This is a genomic window from Paracoccus methylarcula, assembly GCF_003007735.2.
In the GTDB taxonomy this organism is placed as follows: domain Bacteria; phylum Pseudomonadota; class Alphaproteobacteria; order Rhodobacterales; family Rhodobacteraceae; genus Paracoccus; species Paracoccus methylarcula.
Window position 1 is genome coordinate 181,035 of sequence record NZ_PXNQ02000010.1, and the last position, 17,747, is coordinate 198,781.

General features: G+C 61.6%; 14 protein-coding genes, 1 tRNA gene and 2 pseudogenes. 8 read left to right on the plus strand and 9 right to left on the minus strand.

Annotated features, from left to right (window positions below; all coding sequences use genetic code 11):
* The first annotated feature begins 54 nt into the window (after positions 1–54).
* Both uraH and A7A09_RS16230 read left to right on the plus strand, forming a co-directional pair.
* Positions 55–408, plus strand: a complete 354-nt coding sequence (gene uraH, locus A7A09_RS16225; protein ID WP_106692360.1) for a hydroxyisourate hydrolase — start codon at positions 55–57, stop codon at positions 406–408.
* 3 nt (positions 409–411) lie between these two features.
* Positions 412–1,665: a urate hydroxylase PuuD gene (locus A7A09_RS16230; RefSeq protein ID WP_436277803.1), complete on the plus strand. Its 1,254-nt coding sequence runs from the start codon at positions 412–414 to the stop codon at positions 1,663–1,665.
* A gap of 162 nt (positions 1,666–1,827) precedes the next feature.
* Here the strand turns inward: A7A09_RS16230 and A7A09_RS16235 are convergent, their stop codons facing one another.
* The gene (locus A7A09_RS16235; RefSeq protein WP_106692361.1) at positions 1,828–2,703 is read right to left on the minus strand and encodes a hypothetical protein; all 876 of its coding nucleotides are present in this window, start codon (positions 2,701–2,703) and stop codon (positions 1,828–1,830) included.
* 133 nt (positions 2,704–2,836) lie between these two features.
* Here A7A09_RS16235 and A7A09_RS16240 point away from each other — a divergent pair, with 133 nt between their 5' ends.
* Positions 2,837–4,543 carry an ABC transporter permease gene (locus A7A09_RS16240; RefSeq protein WP_106692362.1) on the plus strand — a complete coding sequence of 569 codons (1,707 nt, stop codon included), beginning with the start codon at positions 2,837–2,839 and terminating at the stop codon, positions 4,541–4,543.
* Positions 4,544–4,552: 9 nt separating this feature from the next.
* Positions 4,553–4,628 (plus strand) — tRNA-Thr (locus A7A09_RS16245).
* A 412-nt stretch (positions 4,629–5,040) separates the two neighbouring features.
* Here A7A09_RS16245 and A7A09_RS22165 read toward each other — a convergent pair.
* From A7A09_RS22165 to A7A09_RS16290, 8 genes and pseudogenes are all read right to left on the minus strand, one after another.
* Positions 5,041–5,292 (minus strand): PAAR domain-containing protein, encoded by a 252-nt coding sequence (locus A7A09_RS22165; protein ID WP_106692363.1) that lies wholly within the window; start codon positions 5,290–5,292, stop codon positions 5,041–5,043.
* Positions 5,293–5,313: 21 nt separating this feature from the next.
* Positions 5,314–6,369 carry a hypothetical protein gene (locus A7A09_RS16255; RefSeq protein ID WP_148043697.1) on the minus strand — a complete coding sequence of 352 codons (1,056 nt, stop codon included), beginning with the start codon at positions 6,367–6,369 and terminating at the stop codon, positions 5,314–5,316.
* Positions 6,354–7,457, minus strand: coding sequence for a hypothetical protein (locus tag A7A09_RS16260; RefSeq protein WP_148043698.1), 1,104 nt, complete (start codon positions 7,455–7,457; stop codon positions 6,354–6,356). Before A7A09_RS16260 ends, A7A09_RS16255 begins: the two co-directional genes overlap by 16 nt.
* 716 nt (positions 7,458–8,173) lie before the next feature.
* Positions 8,174–8,920: a DUF4123 domain-containing protein gene (locus A7A09_RS16270; protein WP_106692367.1), complete on the minus strand. Its 747-nt coding sequence runs from the start codon at positions 8,918–8,920 to the stop codon at positions 8,174–8,176.
* The gene (locus A7A09_RS16275; RefSeq protein WP_106692368.1) at positions 8,917–9,429 is read right to left on the minus strand and encodes a hypothetical protein; all 513 of its coding nucleotides are present in this window, start codon (positions 9,427–9,429) and stop codon (positions 8,917–8,919) included. Before A7A09_RS16275 ends, A7A09_RS16270 begins: the two co-directional genes overlap by 4 nt.
* A complete protein-coding gene (locus A7A09_RS16280; RefSeq protein WP_106692369.1) occupies positions 9,429–11,381 on the minus strand; it encodes a type VI secretion system Vgr family protein in 1,953 nt (650 codons plus the stop codon). Before A7A09_RS16280 ends, A7A09_RS16275 begins: the two co-directional genes overlap by 1 nt.
* A gap of 245 nt (positions 11,382–11,626) precedes the next feature.
* Positions 11,627–12,182 (minus strand): annotated as a pseudogene (locus A7A09_RS16285) (transposase); the annotation flags it as partial.
* A 62-nt stretch (positions 12,183–12,244) separates the two neighbouring features.
* Positions 12,245–13,456 carry a SulP family inorganic anion transporter gene (locus A7A09_RS16290; protein WP_366466179.1) on the minus strand — a complete coding sequence of 404 codons (1,212 nt, stop codon included), beginning with the start codon at positions 13,454–13,456 and terminating at the stop codon, positions 12,245–12,247.
* 193 nt (positions 13,457–13,649) lie between these two features.
* Here A7A09_RS16290 and A7A09_RS16295 point away from each other — a divergent pair, with 193 nt between their 5' ends.
* The 4 genes and pseudogenes from A7A09_RS16295 (at position 13,650) to dxs (ending at position 17,627) form a co-directional block, all read left to right on the plus strand.
* Positions 13,650–14,570: a histone deacetylase family protein gene (locus tag A7A09_RS16295; protein ID WP_106692370.1), complete on the plus strand. Its 921-nt coding sequence runs from the start codon at positions 13,650–13,652 to the stop codon at positions 14,568–14,570.
* On the plus strand, positions 14,567–14,803 hold the full coding sequence (locus A7A09_RS16300) for an exodeoxyribonuclease VII small subunit (RefSeq protein WP_106692371.1): 237 nt from the start codon (positions 14,567–14,569) through the stop codon (positions 14,801–14,803). The genes A7A09_RS16295 and A7A09_RS16300 overlap by 4 nt, the downstream gene beginning before the upstream one ends.
* Positions 14,803–15,666, plus strand: a complete 864-nt coding sequence (locus A7A09_RS16305; RefSeq protein ID WP_106692401.1) for a polyprenyl synthetase family protein — start codon at positions 14,803–14,805, stop codon at positions 15,664–15,666. The genes A7A09_RS16300 and A7A09_RS16305 overlap by 1 nt, the downstream gene beginning before the upstream one ends.
* A 24-nt stretch (positions 15,667–15,690) precedes the next feature.
* Positions 15,691–17,627, plus strand: a pseudogene (gene dxs, locus A7A09_RS16310) (1-deoxy-D-xylulose-5-phosphate synthase).
* The last annotated feature ends 120 nt before the right edge of the window (positions 17,628–17,747 follow it).

Consider the following 17,747-nt stretch of genomic DNA (forward strand, 5'->3'; position numbering starts at 1 on the left):
TCTTACAGGCAGGATCGGTTATCAATGAAACCGCGATAATCAGGGGAGGCGCAGATGCCGGGTTACCTGACAACCCATGTTCTTGATACCGCCCGCGGCAAGCCTGCCGAGGGGATGGAGGTGGTGCTGTTTCGTCTGCAAGACGGGCAGCGGGTCGAATTGGCGCGGTTGAAAACCAATGCCGATGGCCGCACCGACCGGCAGATCCTGCCGGAAAGCGAATTCGAAACCGGCGCATACGAGCTGGAATTCCACGCCGGCGCGTGGATGGACGCCACCGGTATCCCGCCGGAAAGCCCGCGCTTCCTGGACGTGATCCCGATCCGCTTCGGCATGTCGCAAGAGGATCACTACCATGTGCCGCTGCTGGTCTCGCCCTTTGGCTATTCAACCTATCGGGGGAGTTGAGCGATGATTCCCGATTATGTCATCATCTGGGAATGGCTGAGTTTCGCGATCCGCTGGCTGCACGTGATCACCGCCATCGCCTGGATCGGTTCTTCCTTCTATTTCGTCGCGCTGGATCTGGGACTGGTCCAGGCGCCCGGCCTGCCCAAGGGCGCGCATGGCGAGGAATGGCAGGTCCATGGCGGCGGTTTCTACCATATCCAGAAATACCTGGTCGCGCCGGAACGGATGCCCGAGCACCTGACATGGTTCAAATGGGAAAGCTACGCGACATGGTTGTCGGGCGCGGCGCTGCTGATGGTCACCTATTGGGCCGGGGCGAACCTGTTCCTGATCGATCCGGCCAAGATGGACCTGGCGCAATGGCAGGCGATCCTGATCTCGGGCGGTTCTCTGGCGATCGGCTGGCTGATCTATGACACCTTGTGCAAATCGCCGCTCGGGGAACGCCCGACGGTGTTGATGCTGCTGCTCTTCGTGGCGCTGGTCGTCATGGGCTGGGGCTATGACCAGGTCTTCACCGGACGCGCGGCGCTCTTGCATCTGGGGGCCTTCACCGCGACGATCATGACCGCGAATGTGTTCCTGGTCATCATGCCGAACCAGCGCATCGTGGTGGCCGATCTCAAGGCCGGGCGCGCGCCCGATCCGAAATACGGCAAGATCGCCAAGCTGCGTTCGACGCATAACAACTACCTGACCCTGCCGGTCATCTTCCTGATGCTGTCGAACCATTACCCGCTGGCCTTCGCGAGCGATTACAACTGGCTGATCGCGGCGCTGATCTTCCTGATGGGCGTGACCATCCGGCATTTCTTCAACACCATGCATGCCCGCAAGGGCGATCTGTGGTGGACCTGGGCGATCACGGCGGTGCTGTTCATCATGATCATGTGGCTGAGCTCCATCGGTCTCAACCAGGACACGCTGGAGAATGCCGAGACCCGTGCCCTGACCCCGGTCGAGACCCGTTACGCCGAGGCGGCGGGTTTCGACGAGGTCGCTGATATCGTCGCGGGACGCTGTTCGATGTGCCATGCGCGCGAGCCCTTCTACGAAGGCATCTACCACGCGCCGAAGGGGGTGTTCCTCGAGACCCCCTCGGACATCGCCCGGGCGGCGCGCGAGATCTATGTCCAGGCGGGGCTGACCGACGCGATGCCGCCCGCCAATGTCAGCTTCATGGAAGACGAAGAGCGCGCCAAGGTCATCCGCTGGTTCCGCGCGGCGGGGGGCGCCGACCTGGCCGGAATGTGACCCCGCCGGCGCCATCAGCGCCAACGCCGGTGACGATCCCCGATCTCGGCAAGGATCGATCCCGCGCGGCCTTTCTTCTTCATGCAAATATCCCGGGGAGTCGCCGGAACGGCGACGGGGCAGGGCCCCGAAAGCCGGACCACCCATCACTGCCCGCTGCTTCTATGGCAGGATGAATTCCACGCCCGGCAGTGCCGCGATCTCCGCGACATCGCGGTAATAGTTGTCGGTCACCTGGTCGACCAGTTCCTGGGTCCAGCCTGGCAGGTTGATCGGCTGATCGAGGGCCTCCTTGACGGAATGCTCCTGCAATAACCGGGTGCATAATTCCCGCCGTTGGGCGATGGAAAGCTGGTCGCGGCTGCTCATCGCATCGCGCAGCTCTTCGGTCCCGGTGCTGTCCAGGATTTCATGCATATACAGCATGCCATCCTTCAGCGGCGCATCGGGGGAGATGTCGCCGGCCAGCCGGACCACCTCGGGCCAGATCAGCGGGACGTCCTCGTGGCACCAGATGACGACGCGCCGTCCCTGGGCCGCCTGCACCATGCGCTGCGCAGCTTCGCGCCAGCGCAGGTCCAGCGGGTGGCGTCCCTGCATGAGGACATTGTAATCGCCGGTCTTGAAGCGCGGCAGCATGTCGGACAGCAGGGTGGCGGGGTTGCGGATTGCCACGAAGAATTCGGAGTCATATTTCGGAAACAGGTTGGCCAGTGCGGCCACCCGGTTGCCGATCTGCGGATACAGCCCGTCCCGTCCGACGATTCGCCCGACCGCGCCCATGAAGGTGGGAGTGGAGAAGATCACCCGCTCCGGATCGTCGGTGGTCAGCAGGGCGTCGAGGATGACCTCTTCCATCTCGATGGTCGCCGGTCCGCCCTTGAGCGGCATCAGCGCCTGTTCGAACAACCCGCTATGCCTGCTGGGCGGCACGATCTCGGTCCGGTTCTTCAGCAGCCATTCACGATTGTTCAGCAGCGTTTTCAGTAACCGGTCGTCATCCGTCCCGTGTACGCCGATATGAAAGACCATCTGCATCTGGTTCGTCCTCTTGAATACGGTAAACCCGGCACGTCATAATTTGCGGAGTGCGAATCCCGGCGCACATTACCCGGCAGAGATAGACAGTCAAACCGCTTTGCGCTATCGGCGCGATATGAGCGTTTCTGACATGCCCGGACGGCGGCGGGGCCGCCGCGAAAGCAGCCTGCGGCAAGGCTCCGGGCGGGCCTGGTCGGTCATGGCGGCGTTGATCGCCGCGCTAGTGCTGATGCCGGTGGCGGCGGTCGCCTGGATGGCGCTGAACCCGACCGAGAATATCTGGCCGCATCTGCTGAGCTCGGTCCTGCCGCGCTACCTGTCGAACACGGTGATCCTGGCGGTGGGGACCGGCCTGCTGTCGGCCTGCATGGGGGCGGGCTCGGCCTGGCTGGTCAGCATGTATGATTTTCCCGGCCGCCGGTGGCTGCAATGGCTGCTTTTGGCGCCGCTGGCCGTGCCCGCCTATATCGGCGCCTATGCGCTGGCCGATTTCCTGGATTATTCCGGCCCGGTGCAAACCGCCCTGCGCGGCTGGTTCGGCTGGGCCAATGCGGGAGATTACTGGTTCCCCCGGATCCGCTCGATCGAAGCGGCCATCCTGGTCCTGTCGGCGGCGCTTTATCCCTATGTCTACCTGTTGACCCGGGCCGCCCTGCATGAGCAATCCGGCAGCGCCTACGAGGTCGCGCGCGCCCTGGGCGCCGGCCCCTGGGGGCTGTTCCGTCGTGTCGGCCTGCCGCTGGCCCGTCCTGCCATCGTCGCAGGCTCGGCCATCGCGATGATGGAATCGGTCGCCGATTACGGCGTGGTCAGCTATTTCGGTGTGCAGACGCTGAATACCGGCATCTTCACAACATGGCTCGAACGCCGCAATGCCGGTGGCGCGGCGCAGATCGCCTGTGTCATCCTGCTGGTGGTCCTGGTCCTGGCGCTGTGGGAGCGTTTCGCGCGCCGTAATGCCCGTTTCCATCAAAGCGCGCGCCAGCCCCGCCCGATCACCCGCCAGTTGCTGAAAGGCCTGCCCGCGGGGGCCGCGACGATCGCCTGCATGCTTCCCTTTGCCCTGGGCTTCCTGCTACCGGTCGGGGTGATCCTGAACTATGCGCTGGCCTATCCCGAGGGATGGATCACGCCCGGGCTGGGGCTTGCGGTCTGGCATACGGTCAGCCTGGGCGGGATCGCGGCCTTCCTGACCGTGGGGATGGCCCTGGTCATGGTCTACGGGGTGCGCCTGTCCGGGCGCAGCCTGCCCCGGCTGTTGCTGCCGGCGACGATGATCGGCTATGCCGCACCCGGCGCCGTGCTGGCAGTCGGCATCCTGATTCCCCTGGCGGCACTGGATCACCGGCTCGCCGATGGCTGGCTGGCGCTGACCGGCAGTGATCCGGGACTGATCCTGACCGGCAGCGGCACCGCAATCGTGCTTGCCTACATGGTGCGCTTCTTCGCCATCGGGCAGGGCGCCATCGACGGCGCCTTCACGCGGGTGGCGCCCTCCTTGCCGATGGCGGCCCGGTCTCTTGGCCGCAGCAATGCCGGAGTGCTCCGCGATGTGTTCATGCCGCTGATGCGGGGCTCGGTCGGCTCGGCGCTGCTGCTGATCTTCGTTGACAGCTGCAAGGAATTGCCCGCAACATTGCTGTTGCGCCCGTTCAGCTATGAAACCCTCGCGACCCGCGTGCATGAAAAGGCCAGCCTCGAGGATTTGGGCAATGCCGCACCCGCCGCGTTGCTGGTCATGTCAGTGGGGCTTCTTGCGGTTATCTTGCTGGCACATACCAACCCCGGCTTGCGCAAAGCCGCGTCACGCGGTATCGGAGTGTCGCAAGCGGGCTAGTCCCGCCGGGCCGGTTTAGCTCAGCTGGTAGAGCAGCTGATTTGTAATCAGAAGGTCGCGGGTTCGATTCCTGCAACCGGCACCAAAAACACATTGAAAATCAACATGTCGACATGATTGCGTTTGGGCGCGATGGTGGGACCTTTGTGGGCTGATCGGACAGACGGATTCGGATGGATGAATCTGTCGGGAGATGTGGGGACAGCGCCACTCTGCGCTGCCACGCCGATTGTAGGGTGTCCAGGGACGTTCTCAGGCCCGCATCCATCAACGCCCCCTATCGCGCGTATAATTCGGGCTACAGCGAACGACAGACGCTATGTGACGGCGAAAGGGCGTTGCATGACGCGTATACGCAGGGGCGGCAAGGCTGGAACATGCAAGCCGGGCGCAAGAACCGGCGCCCTTACCACGTTAATGTAGATGGACGCAACTATAGCGTGCCCTTCCAACAACCTCGAATCACTTGCTAAGTCAGGCAAGCAGGAACAAGCGATTCAGCAGCGCGACGCTGATCCCTCCACAATGACGCCACCGTGGCTCGTTTTTGAACCAATGGTAGCCGTCGGCCGACCGTCCACGATACAGGCCGAGCTACCTGTGACGATCACCGCACCACAGGCAGTTTTGTCTCCGACAGTCGCAATCGGTTTGCCATCGCAGGTAGACTGTGATGCCACTGAAATGATGGTATTCGCCCCGTGAACCGGGCAGATATGCTTATCTCCAAGTCTACTCACTGGTTTCATGCTGCCTCCCCTTGTCTCACGCTAAAGGCCCACATTTATTTCGGCGATACGCCATTCCCCGGATTCTGATTTGTAGAAAACAACGGGAAATACCGAGGTAATATCCTTGCTGCTCCCGGGTGGCAGGGCCCAGATTATGGGGTCAGGGCGAATACGCACCAATCGCCCACCATCCATGAACTGCAAAGCTGCGCTCTCTATACCGGTCTTCATCCGTAGGTCCTGCAGTTCGCTGCCGTCGGGATGCCTTTGATTGAACATGTCGAGCCCCAGTTCAGTGTTTCCGACAAATTCTTCGGCACTGGATGCATCGGAAGTCAGGATAAAGGCCGTCCGTTCCCATACAGGGCGCGCTTCGCGTAGAATGGTGGCTTTGTCACCGCGTGCGATCAGGTCGTGAAGACGCTGATAGGCCTGCATCAACTCCTTGCGCGTCGCAGGAGAATCCTCAAGCTGCACTGCGTCTTCCTCGCGCCAATGGAAAGGTGGCAACTCTTCGTCATCCACCTCGATCATGAAATCCAGCCGATAGCCCCCGATTGTCTCTCCTGTCTTGAAAACAATCGATCTTGGAGGGAGGTCCGAAATGGTGAACTTGCCGTCGGTGCGCAAGGACGGTTGTACCATCACCCGATCCATTCCGGCGGCGGTCTTGTCTTCGGCAACGAAATCATTTCGGGTCATGTCATAGCGCAATGTGACGCAGTTGATTTCCCGACTTTCCCTTGTCGCATAGTCGATACGCTGTATTGATATGTCGATCAATAATCCATCACGCAGCTCGAAAATAAAATCTCCATTTTCAGCGGTTTCCCCCGTTAATGGAGAAAATAGCAATGATACAGTGTTGCGGCCCGGTTGAAGCTGCATACCAATATTGCCATCCGAGGTTTCGTATCCGAAATTTCCATTTTCTCGAACGTAAAGATCGTTAACTCGTAACGACCAAGCCAAACCGTCAGTTTGGATCTTGGCGTAATACCCGTGATCAAGGTTTTGGTTCTGCGCCATGCTTGGACCTTTCAGAAAGCAGATCGCGATAAATAATGCGGTCAACAATCTCAGTATTTTTCCCATCCTGAATCCTCTGGTGAAAAGATCGTGTAGGTGCGCCCACCTGCAATACCAGCGATCCCGGAGCTCGCAATCCGTTTGGCCTCAGCCGAAGATTTTTCGAGATGCTGTGCGACCTGGGATTCGAGGTCACTGCTGCTAGGTGCTGAAGCTGCATGCGCCCCATCGGTATTATTGTTACCGAAGGCGGATTCATCTGCATCATCATTTCCAGATCTGAATCCGGCTTCGGCGTGAGCTTTCAACTCGATAATCAGACCCTCGAATTTGTAGTTCTTCTCGCGTTTGGCCCCCTGTTTCCGTAACGCCCAAGCCCAAGATGTATGGACCGTGCCGCTTGCTCCGGCCTTTCCCGAGAAGATCCAGATCTCAGCTTCGATCTCGACCCCGACGCTAAGGACACCTCGGATCTTGATCTCGCCTCTGAAAACCTCGCTGACCGACGTCGTTTCGGGTGCCGGAATGTTTGCAGGGATAGTGATCGTGACACCGCTCATGATAGAATGAGTCAACATGCCCTCGGCGCCAACTTCCAGATAGGCCTCGAGCTTGCCTTTGACATGCTGCCCGCTGGCCATCACCGCGCGTGCTTCCCTGATAGCTGTCGCCCCCGGTCCGGTATAAGCCATTGCCAATGCGTCAATGATATCGAGCCTTCCGGTGACACCGAGCTTGAGCTCCATCGCTAGCCCGCCGAGTTTGAGTTCCAGGTCTGGGCTGCCGGTTTTTGCGAGAAGGTCCACGCCGGTTGGTTTCAGCGACAGGGACTTACTCAAACTCACACTTGAAGCATATTGAGAAACGTCACGTGTTCCGGGACCTTTGGTGTTTCCTTTCCCAACATACTCATTAAGCGTTCCGATCACATTGGCTATTGTGCCGATCATGCCTGGAGCATTTTGTCCATCGCAGCGCGACAGGCCGGTGCCAGCTATGGATTTCGCCTCGGCGCTGCCGGTGATCTCGTGGTTTCCGAATTTTCCTGTGAGCGAACCTTTCGCAGACACGCTGCCGTTGACACCAGCCGTGGTAAAACGGATGATCATCGCAAGTGTAGCTTCGCCGTCCAGCTTCAGATAAGGAACCGGCAATACGGTCAGTTTTGTTTGGGTCGGTCCATCACTAAAACATTGAGAGGGAGTGAAACTCGCCTTGTTGTCATCATTCAGCCGTTGGCGAGCGTGAATAGAATGTCCAAGGTCGTGATTGCGAAAATAATCTCTCGTGGAAAAAACCGTTCCAGGGCGACGGCAAAGCTGGGAAGAAAGGGAATTCCAACACTAACTTCCTGAGATTTGGACGATATCCTCTCTGGTCCCGAATGCAATCCAGCTGATTGAATATAGGGAGTTTCCGGTGTGCCAAGGCAGCAGTTTTGTCCAGACCAATTCACTTTGACCCTTGAAGTCAAATTATGACCTGAAATCTTCTTTGCGATTACCAGAAGATTATTTTCAAACCTGAGTGGTGGCGAAGCGAGGGCCACAACACCTTGCGTGAAACGTCCTCGCCATCCGCAACGAAGCCGCTTTCCATACAACAGGGCTCGCCTGCCTCACAATCACACGCCGCTTTTCCGAGCGCCGGGTCGATCCCAACATTCTCGTATCCTTGCCGAGTGGCAACTTCGTTTACTTTCTCGAGTTCTGAGTCGAGTATTTGTCTGTGTGTCTGATGGGCAAGGCTATCAGATGGAAATACCCGCAAAGCTCTTTCGGACGTCATGATCGTGTTCAGTGACGTGCCCAGTTCCGTGTTGTTTGCAAGTAGAAATTTAATTGCCTCGTCTGATGTCATCATAATTAAATTATCCCTTATAAAAATTCTCTATGGGACCGTTCCGGCTTTCGGCTATAAACCAATCAATCAACTGATTTTTCTTTTGCCAAGGCAGTAATGTTCGATCATTCAAAATGCGTGAGGCCTCACGGTTTCGAGACGTGAAATCTTCTCCGAAATATAGCATGCAGCGCGCCAAGATGGTAACTTGCTTGACGGTTGTCAAACCATATTCTGCGGCCAGTACCTTGGCGCGAAAAGCCACGGAAAGGCATCTTTCCGAACCACCCACATCGCGATGTTCTTCGTGGAGCCTTCGGGCCATTTTATGTATCGCGCGACGTTCCATCCGCTCTGAGAAAGTGTCAAACTCCCGTTCGGTTACTTTTAGATCAGTTGATTTTAGGCTGCTGCGTTCCGGCAAGGCCCAACGCAACAACCGTCCCTGACAGCTATCCGCGGGATCAAAGGGACCGATCCGGGAACCGGTCAACGCAATGCCTTCGGGCAGCAGGCAATAGGGCGTCACCGGGACAACAACCGATCTGAACAACTCCATGAAGCGCGCCCAAAATCCCGGGCGCATGCTTTCCATGGCATCGATCATAACCCGGGGGTCATAGAAGCGGAAATAGACCGGTGCTTCGGGATCGGCAGGCGTCTGCAGCATGGTGAAACGGCGCAGATGCCGGCGAATCTCGGGCATGGCATGATCCGACTGCAACAGGATCAGCGAATGGGTTTCCTGTGGGCGCTTGCGGATCGCCGCGGTCATCGCACTGCCCGGCTCCAACCGCACCAGCCAAGCGCAAGCGCCCGGCTTTCCGGGTTCAGCGTGCTGTAAAGACAGCTATGTTCCGCATTGCTCTGACCAAGGATCTTGGAAATCTCCGGCCAGCTTACTCCGTCGATCACGGCCCAAATCGGAACCTTTCCGGAAAGCAGGGCATCCCATGCCGTCTCCTGCCAGTGAGAGGCAGGCGCGACCTCCGAAAAACCGCCCAGGGGCACGGGACGAGCGTGCCCGACATGCGGCAAGAGCGATGGCAGCCTATTTGCCAAATCGCCGAGATCATCGGTCTGCTGAACCGGGGCCGCAGATAGAACAGCGACCAGATCATATCCCAGAGAAGGCAGCGCAGTGCGCAGCCTGGTCGCGAAATCCTCAGCCGACGACGCCGTCAGCATCAGCCGCCCGACAGCTTCCTCGCGATTGCCGATCCAGCGCTGCCGTTCCATGTTGCGGGCCCGCAGATGGCAACGCCCGATCCAGGCCTCGCGCATCACGCCCCCTTATCGGCATTCGGACAATGGCTGACGAAGGGCGAGCCCTCGCCTGCGGCGGCCTTCAGCACCGCAGGAATGGCGGGCAGGGCAGCCGCGCCGGGCGAGGCCGAGCCGACATTCAGCACCGGCGCCACATTCACCGCACCGCCCTGCAGGACCAGAGCTGCACCCCCGGCTACCAGCGTGATCTTCGAGGCATCGAGCACGATCTCGCCATCGGCCTTCAGCGTCAGGTCACCGCCCGCCCTGCTGGCAAAATGTCCGCCGACCGTCACGCCGCGATCGCCGTCGATCTTCTCGCTCATCGTGCCCTTGACCGATACATCCATCAGCCCATCGACGGTCTCCGTCCGGTTCGCCGCCACCGCAAGGTCGGAATTGTTGCCGATGGTCTGGGTATCGTCATATTCCACGCGCAACTGGCGCGAATTGTTCACATGCACATCCAGGTTCTTCTGCGCGTGCATGTAGATGAACTCTTCGCCCGCCTGGTCCTCGAATGTCAGCTCGTTGAAGCCGTCGCCCTGATGCGATTTCGTCTTGAAAACTGAGCGCGACTTGTTCGCGGGCAGGGCCGCAGGGGGCGCCCGGCGCCCGTTATAGACACAGCCCGTGACCAGCGGCTTGTCGGGATCGCCTTCAAGGAACTCGACCACGACCTCCATGCCGATGCGGGGAATAACCATGCCGCCGAAACCCTGGCCTGCCCAGTTCTGGCTGACCCGGCAACGCATCGAATAGGCGTCATCCAGATCCCAATGGAAGCGGACCAGGATACGGCCATATTCGTCGCAATCGATCTCGCCGTCACCGACGACCTCCGCCGTTTGCGGCCCTTGCACCACCGAAGGCGGCGTCCGCCGGGGCGGCACCATCGGTGCCCGGTCGGGCATCAGGGTGAATGAGCCGGTATAGCTGTAGCTGTCGCCCTCCTGTCCGCCCGAACCATAGGCCTCGCTCACGAAGCTGTGGGAGGCCGAGAGACAGAGATAGGTCTCGCCATGTCCGGGCAGCTTGTCTCCGCCGAGTTGCACCCGCAGGCCAGAGGACAGGCTGACGCAATCGCCCACCGCCCGGTTGCGCCGATCTCCGCCCTGTTCCTGCCCCATGCGCATCCGCGAGACGATCTTGCCGACATCCTCGGTCAGGTAATCGCCGGGATAGTCGAAACTCTCGATCCGGCCCTGCTCATGCGTGGCATCGCCAAGATGCTCCACCTCCATCTTCTGCGTGGGCCGTTTGAAGTCGTAGTCGGTCAGCCGGATCGCCCCGGTGGTCAGGTTGCGCTCGGGCGACCATTCCCAGAAATGCTCATGTTCATATTGATGATGGCCGTCATAGCGCTTGAACGGGCGTTCGCCGATCTTCTCATGGGCCAGAACGTCATCGGTCAGCACCATGGTGTGATTGCCATTGCCATGCCGGAAATGGAAACTGATCCCGTGCCGTTCCATCTGCCGGCGGGCGAAGGTCAGATCGCTTTCGCGGTATTGCACGGTGTATTCGAGAACCGGGTAGTCCCGGCTGCACCGGATCTCCAGTACCGGGTCACCGAGCCCGGCATAGTCCCTGAACAGTTCCTGCAGAATCTCCAGCACGGTCTTGTTGTGGAATATCCGCTGGTTGCGGCGCTTGCCAGCCAGCCAGAACCAGGGCCGGAGGGTCAGGTCATAACGATGGCCATTCTCGCCGACCCCCACCCACCGGGCAGAGGTGACGATGCCATCGAAAGGCCGCATCACCTCATGCGCCTCGATCTCGACCGTGGCATGGGTGCCGATCAGCCTGTCGAAATCAAGGTCGTCCCGCGTGGCAAGAGCCTCGGCACGGTATTCAAAGAGGCCATTCAGCAGGTCCGTGCCCTCGAAGCGCAGCAGGGCAAGGACGTCTTCGTCCAATGCCGTTACAAGCCGGCCCACACGTCCGGATTGATTAAATGCACCATCCATAATCGGCCTCTGACAATCAACATCTTGCAAATATCGATGATCAGAATGATGTTCGGTGAATGAAAAGTCCAGACCTAACAGGTTGCTGATTTAGTCGGTGATCCGGAACGATTTCCTTTAACTGAATGGATTTGTCCGAACCTCATGCCCGCTGATGCGGAGAATGAATACGCCCGTTGGCCTCTTTCTGGCTCATGCTGCGAGCAACCGGGGCAGCCGGGAGGGGTTCTTAGGGTGAGGACCCATAGCCAATAGATGACGGTTGCGGCGAGAGCGATTGCTGAGAGGAAGAGCTTTGGGCACCTGTGGTATCGGGGCGCTCCACGCCGCCAGTCCCTGAGCCTACCGAACATGATCTCGATACGATTGCGCCGTTTGGATCGGCGCTTGTCGTATTTCACGGGCGACTTGCGCAGCTTTCGGCCCGGGATGCAGGCGCGCATCCCTTGTCTTTCAACGCATCTCTGAATCAGTCGGCCTCATGGCCGCGATCTCCGAGCAGCCAGTAGACCTTGGGCAAGCTGCCCGGCAGAGCGCGGGCACTGATGAAATCGCCGACCGTTGACACCCTTGTCGCTCCATCGCTGCCAGCGGCTGTAGAGTCGATCGGGACCACGACCCTCCTCATATGCGCGGGCCATATTCTCCGGGCGTATCGCGCAATCGTAACCCATTGCAATTTATGAAAGTAATTCCGCTCAGCCGCTCGCGGTCATCAACGCGATCTTTGCCGTGGGACTTCGGGAAATAGGGTTCCAGACGCGCCATCTGCGCATCGCTCAACCAGAATAGATCAGACATGTCACCGCCCTGTTTTCCAGCGCTGAATCACGATGCTCGGCTGAAATCAATGGGTCCTGATCCTACCTTTGCGGCGGTTTCCAATCCGATGGCGGCACCGCGCGGCGGCGGAGCCTGATTGCCAGCCCGATCATCACGCCGACGCCGATTGCAACGGTCAGATCCGCAACCACGGTCAGCACGAGTGTCAGGACCAGGAGAAACCGGTCCGAAGGCCGTTCACGCAGGTATTCCGGCCAGCGATGGGGCTCGCTCATGCTCCATGCCGTCAGGATCAGCAGTCCGGCCAGCGCGGGCATCGCCATGTAACCCGCCAGCGGGGCCGCGATCAGCATGACAATCAGGATCGTCATCGCATGCACCAATCCGGCCACCGGGGTTTTGCCCCCGGCACGGATATTGGTGGCGGTGCGGGCGATCGCTCCGGTCGCGGGAAGGCCGCCGAACAGGGACGATCCCAGGTTTGCCGCTCCTTGGGCGATCAGTTCGGCATTGGAACGATGTCGGCCCGAGATCATCCGGTCGGCGACCATCGCCGAAAGCAGGGATTCGACACCGGCAAGAAAGGCGATGACAAAGGCCGATGGCAGCAACTCCAGCATCCGCCCGGCGTCCAGCGACGGAATGGCGGGCAGGGGCAGGCTGCGTGGCAGATCGCCGAAACGGGACTGGATCGTATCGACGGGCAGGCCCGGGATGGCGACGATGGCGGATGTAACCGCAACGGCGATGATCAGTCCCGGCAAGCGGGGCGCGGCCCGCTTCAGGGCGACGATCAGGAATATCGTCAGCACCCCGATCATCATGGCCGGGACATTCACCGAGTCTCGCGCCCGCCACAGCGCCTCCAGCTTGCCGAAGAACTCGGCGGGCACCTGCGCGATGGACAACCCGAACAGATCCTTGAGCTGGCTTGCCGCGATGATGATCGCGATGCCGATGGTGAAGCCGTTGATGACCGGCTCGGGCACAAGCTGGATCAGGCGACCGGCGCGCAGGAACCCCGCCACGAGCAGGATCAGCCCGGCCATGAAGGTCGCGATGACGAGGCCGTCATAGCCGTGATCTGATATGACCTTGAACACGACGACGATGAACGCCCCCGTCGGCCCGCCGATCTGGACCCGGCTGCCGCCAAGCAACGAGATCAGGAAGCCCGCGACGATGGCCGTGACCAGCCCTTTCGCCGGATCGGCCCCCGAGGCAATCGCGATGGCAAGGCTGAGCGGCAGCGCAACCATCGCGACGGTGATCCCGGCGACAAGATCGGCCATGAACAGCCGCCTGTCATAATTTTGAAGGGTCGTCAGTATCTTGGGCTTCATGCGGGGCATGATTATTTGGCGCATCGGGAAAGTCCAGATGAAAGCCTGTCCGGCCGCGCGCGGCGATCATGTGGGTCCGGTGCTTGCAGCGCCGATGCACCGCGACTAGCGTGGTCTCCGACAAGAGGAGGAGGCCATCCGCATGAGCACGGCCCTGTTCACGCATCCCGCCGCCGAGGCGCATCTGGTGCCCATGGGGCATCCCGAGCAGGTGGCGCGCTACGCCGCGGTGATCTCTGCGCTGGAGGGGCTCGGTCTTGACCGCTTCGAGGCGCCGCTGGCCGAGGATGCCGAAGTGCTGCGCTGCCATCCCGAACGCTATCTGGACCGGCTTCGGCAGGCGCAGCCCGATCAGGGATTGCGGGGATTGGATGCCGATACGCATATTTCCCCGGGCAGCCTCGAGGCGGCGCTGCGGGCCGTGGGCGGGGCCTGCGCGGCTGTCGATGCGGTTCTGGCGGGCGAGGCCAGGAATGCGTTCCTGGCCATGCGCCCGCCCGGCCACCATGCCGAACGCGAAACCGCGATGGGCTTCTGCCTGTTCGGCACCGCCGCCATCGCGGCCAAGCGCGCGCTTGACCGGCATGGGCTGGACCGGGTCGCGGTCCTGGATTTCGACGTGCATCACGGCAATGGCACGCAGGACCTGCTATGGGACGAACCACGCGCATTCTTTGCCTCCACGCACCAGATGCCGCTTTATCCCGGCAGCGGGGCGGCGTCCGAGCGCGGGGCGCATGGGCAGATCATGAATGTCCCGCTGCCTCCGGGATCGGATGGGGGACAGGCGCGGGTGGCATGGGACGCCATCCTGGACCGCTGCCGGAAATTCGATCCGCAACTGGTGATGGTTTCCGCTGGGTTCGATTCGCATCGCGACGATCCGCTGGCGCAGCTGCAATGGGACGAGGCGGATTTCGCCGCCATTACCCGCTCGATCTGCGAGATGGCGGCAGAGTGCCGCGCCCCGGTGGTATCCTGCCTGGAAGGTGGTTATGATCTGGCCGCTCTGGGGCGGTCGGTCCGTGCCCATGTCGAAGTGCTGATGGAGGCCGGAGAATGACCGAGATCGAGAAACTGTCCTTCGAGGACGCCATGCGCGAGCTGGAAGCCACCGTCGGCAAGCTGGAAACCGGCGAGGCGACGCTGGAGGAATCCATCGCGCTTTACGAACGCGGGGCGAAATTGCGGAAACATTGCGAGAAGCGCCTGCGCGAGGCCGAGGAGCGGGTCGAGAAGATCACGCTGTCCGCGAATGGCCAGCCGACCGGGACGGAACCGGTCGAGGGGCAATGATGCAGGCCAGGTTCGACGAGGTGAAGGCGCAGCTTCAGGCCGCGCTGGATACGGCCATGGCCGATCTGCCCAAGGGCGAGCTGCGCGACGCGATGGCCTATGCCACCGTTGGCGGCAAGCGTATCCGCGCATTCCTGGTGCTGGAGTCGGCCCGGCTGCATGGGGTGACGGACCAGGCGGCGCTGCCCGTCGCCACGGCGGTCGAGGCGCTGCATGCCTATAGCCTCGTCCATGATGATCTGCCCGCCATGGATGACGACGATCTGCGCCGGGGCATGCCCACCTGCCATCTGCAATGGTCCGAGGCGACGGCGATCCTGGCCGGGGACGCGTTGCAGACGCTGGCCTTCCGCCTGCTGACCGATGAGGCCATCGGCGATGCCGATGCGCGGCTGCGACTGATCCGCGCCTTTTCCGATTCAGTGGGCGCGAAGGGCATGGTCTGGGGCCAGGCGCTGGACATCGCCGCCGAGACCGCGCTGGAGCCGCTGGATCTGGCGGCGGTCAAGCGCCTGCAGGGGGCCAAGACCGGCGCGCTGATCCGCTTTGCCGCGACTGCGGGGCCGCTGGTGACGGGCGAGGATCTGCAGCCGCTCGACGATTACGCCCGCGCGCTCGGGCTGGCCTTCCAGATCGCCGATGACATTCTCGATGTGACCGGTGACGAGGATGTGACCGGCAAGCGCGTCGGCAAGGACGACGCTGCCGGAAAGGCGACTTTCCTGTCATTGCTGGGGTTGGAGGGGGCCAAGGCCGAGGCAAGGCGCTATGCCAATGCGGCAGAGGTGGCGCTGGAACCCTATGGCGAGGCGGCGGAAAACTTGCGCGAGTTGGCCCGCTTCGTTATCGACCGCGATACCTGAACGCCGTGCCGGAACGCCAGCCCCATGTCTGATTCCACGACAGATCGCCCGCAGACCCCGATCCTTGACCGGATCAACCTGCCCTCGGATCTCAAATCCCTGACCGACCGCGACCTGTTCCGGCTGGCCGATGAGCTGCGGGCCGAGACGATCAGCGCCGTCAGCGTGACCGGCGGCCATCTGGGCGCGGGGCTTGGCGTGGTCGAGCTGACCGTGGCGCTGCATGCCGTGTTCGACACGCCGCGCGACAAGATCATCTGGGATGTCGGCCATCAATGCTATCCGCACAAGATTCTGACCGGGCGGCGCGAGCGTATCCGCACCCTGCGCATGGGCGGGGGGCTGGCCGGTTTCACCAAGCGGGCCGAGAGCCCCTTTGATCCCTTCGGTGCCGGGCACAGCTCGACCTCGATCTCGGCCGCACTCGGTTTCGCGGCGGCGCGCGACCTGGGCGGTGATCCCGGCGACGCGATCGCGGTGATCGGCGATGGCGCGATGAGCGCGGGGATGGCCTATGAAGGGCTGAATAATGCCGGCCATATGGGCAAGCGGCTTTTCGTGATCCTGAACGACAACGAGATGTCGATCGCGCCGCCTGTCGGCGCGATGTCCTCCTACCTGACGCGCCTCTATACCGGCGGCCCGTTCCAGGAACTCAAGCTGTCGCCAAGGGCGCGGTCGGCTTCCTCCCCGAACCGCTGCAAGAGGGCGCCCGCCGCGCCAAGGAGATGCTCAAGGGCATGGCCGTCGGCGGCACCTTGTTCGAGGAACTGGGATTCTCCTATATCGGCCCGGTGGACGGCCACGACCTGGAACAATTGCTGCCACTGCTGCGCACCGTCAAGGCGCGCGCCACCGGGCCGGTGCTGATCCATGCAGTGACGAAAAAGGGCAAGGGCTACGCCCCCGCCGAGACCGCCTCGGACAGGGGCCATGCCACTGGCCGGTTCGACGTGGTGACCGGGGTGCAGGCCAAGCCTGCGCCGAACGCGCCCAGCTATACCTCGGTCTTCGCGCGCGCACTGATCGATCAGGCCAGCCGCGACGACCGGATCGTGGGGATCACGGCGGCCATGCCCGACGGCACCGGGCTCAAGCAATTCGCCGAAAGCTATCCGCGCCGCAGCTTCGATGTCGGCATTGCCGAGCAGCATGCCGTGACCTTCGCCGCCGGGCTGGCGGCGGGCGGGATGAAGCCGTTCTGCGCGATCTATTCGACCTTCCTGCAACGCGGCTACGACCAGGTCGTCCATGACGTGGCGGTGCAGGGCTTGCCTGTGCGCTTCGCCATCGACCGGGCGGGGCTGGTGGGGCAGGACGGGCCGACCCACGCGGGCGCCTATGACATCGCCTATCTGTCGAACCTGCCGGGCTTCGTGGTCATGGCCGCTGCCGACGAGGCCGAGCTGATGCATATGGTCGCCACCGCCGCCGCCCATGATTCCGGCCCCATCGCCTTCCGCTTCCCGCGCGGAGAGGGTACCGGAATCGACCTGCCGGAACATGGCGAGGTGCTGGACATCGGCAAGGGCCGGATCGTGGCCGAGGGGAAATGCGTCGCGATCCTCTCATTCGGCACCCGCCTCTCCGAGGTGACGAAGGCATGCGAGGCCCTGCGCTCAAGGGGCATTGTCCCGACCGTCGCCGATGCCCGTTTCGCCAAGCCCCTGGACCGCGACCTGATCTTGCAGCTTGCGGCGGATCACGATGCGCTGATCACCATCGAAGAGGGGGCCGTGGGCGGTTTCGGCAGCCATGTCGCGCAGCTTCTGGCCGAAGAGGGCGTCTTCGATCACGGGCTGAAATACCGCTCGATGGTGCTGCCCGACCGTTTCGTCGATCACGACGCGCCTTACGCGATGTATGACATATCGGCCCTGAACGCGTCGCATATTGAGGCCAAGGTGCTCGAGGTCCTGGGTCTCGGGAACCTGCAGGGACGCCGCGCCGAGCACGGCTGAAACAGGGCTGCGGGCGCCTTGGCCCCGGTCGGAAGGCTCAATTGCCGGGCGGCCCCTCCCGGCACCCGCTTTCCTTCTTCTTCATGCAAATATCCCGGGGGTCCGGGGGCAGGCCCCCGG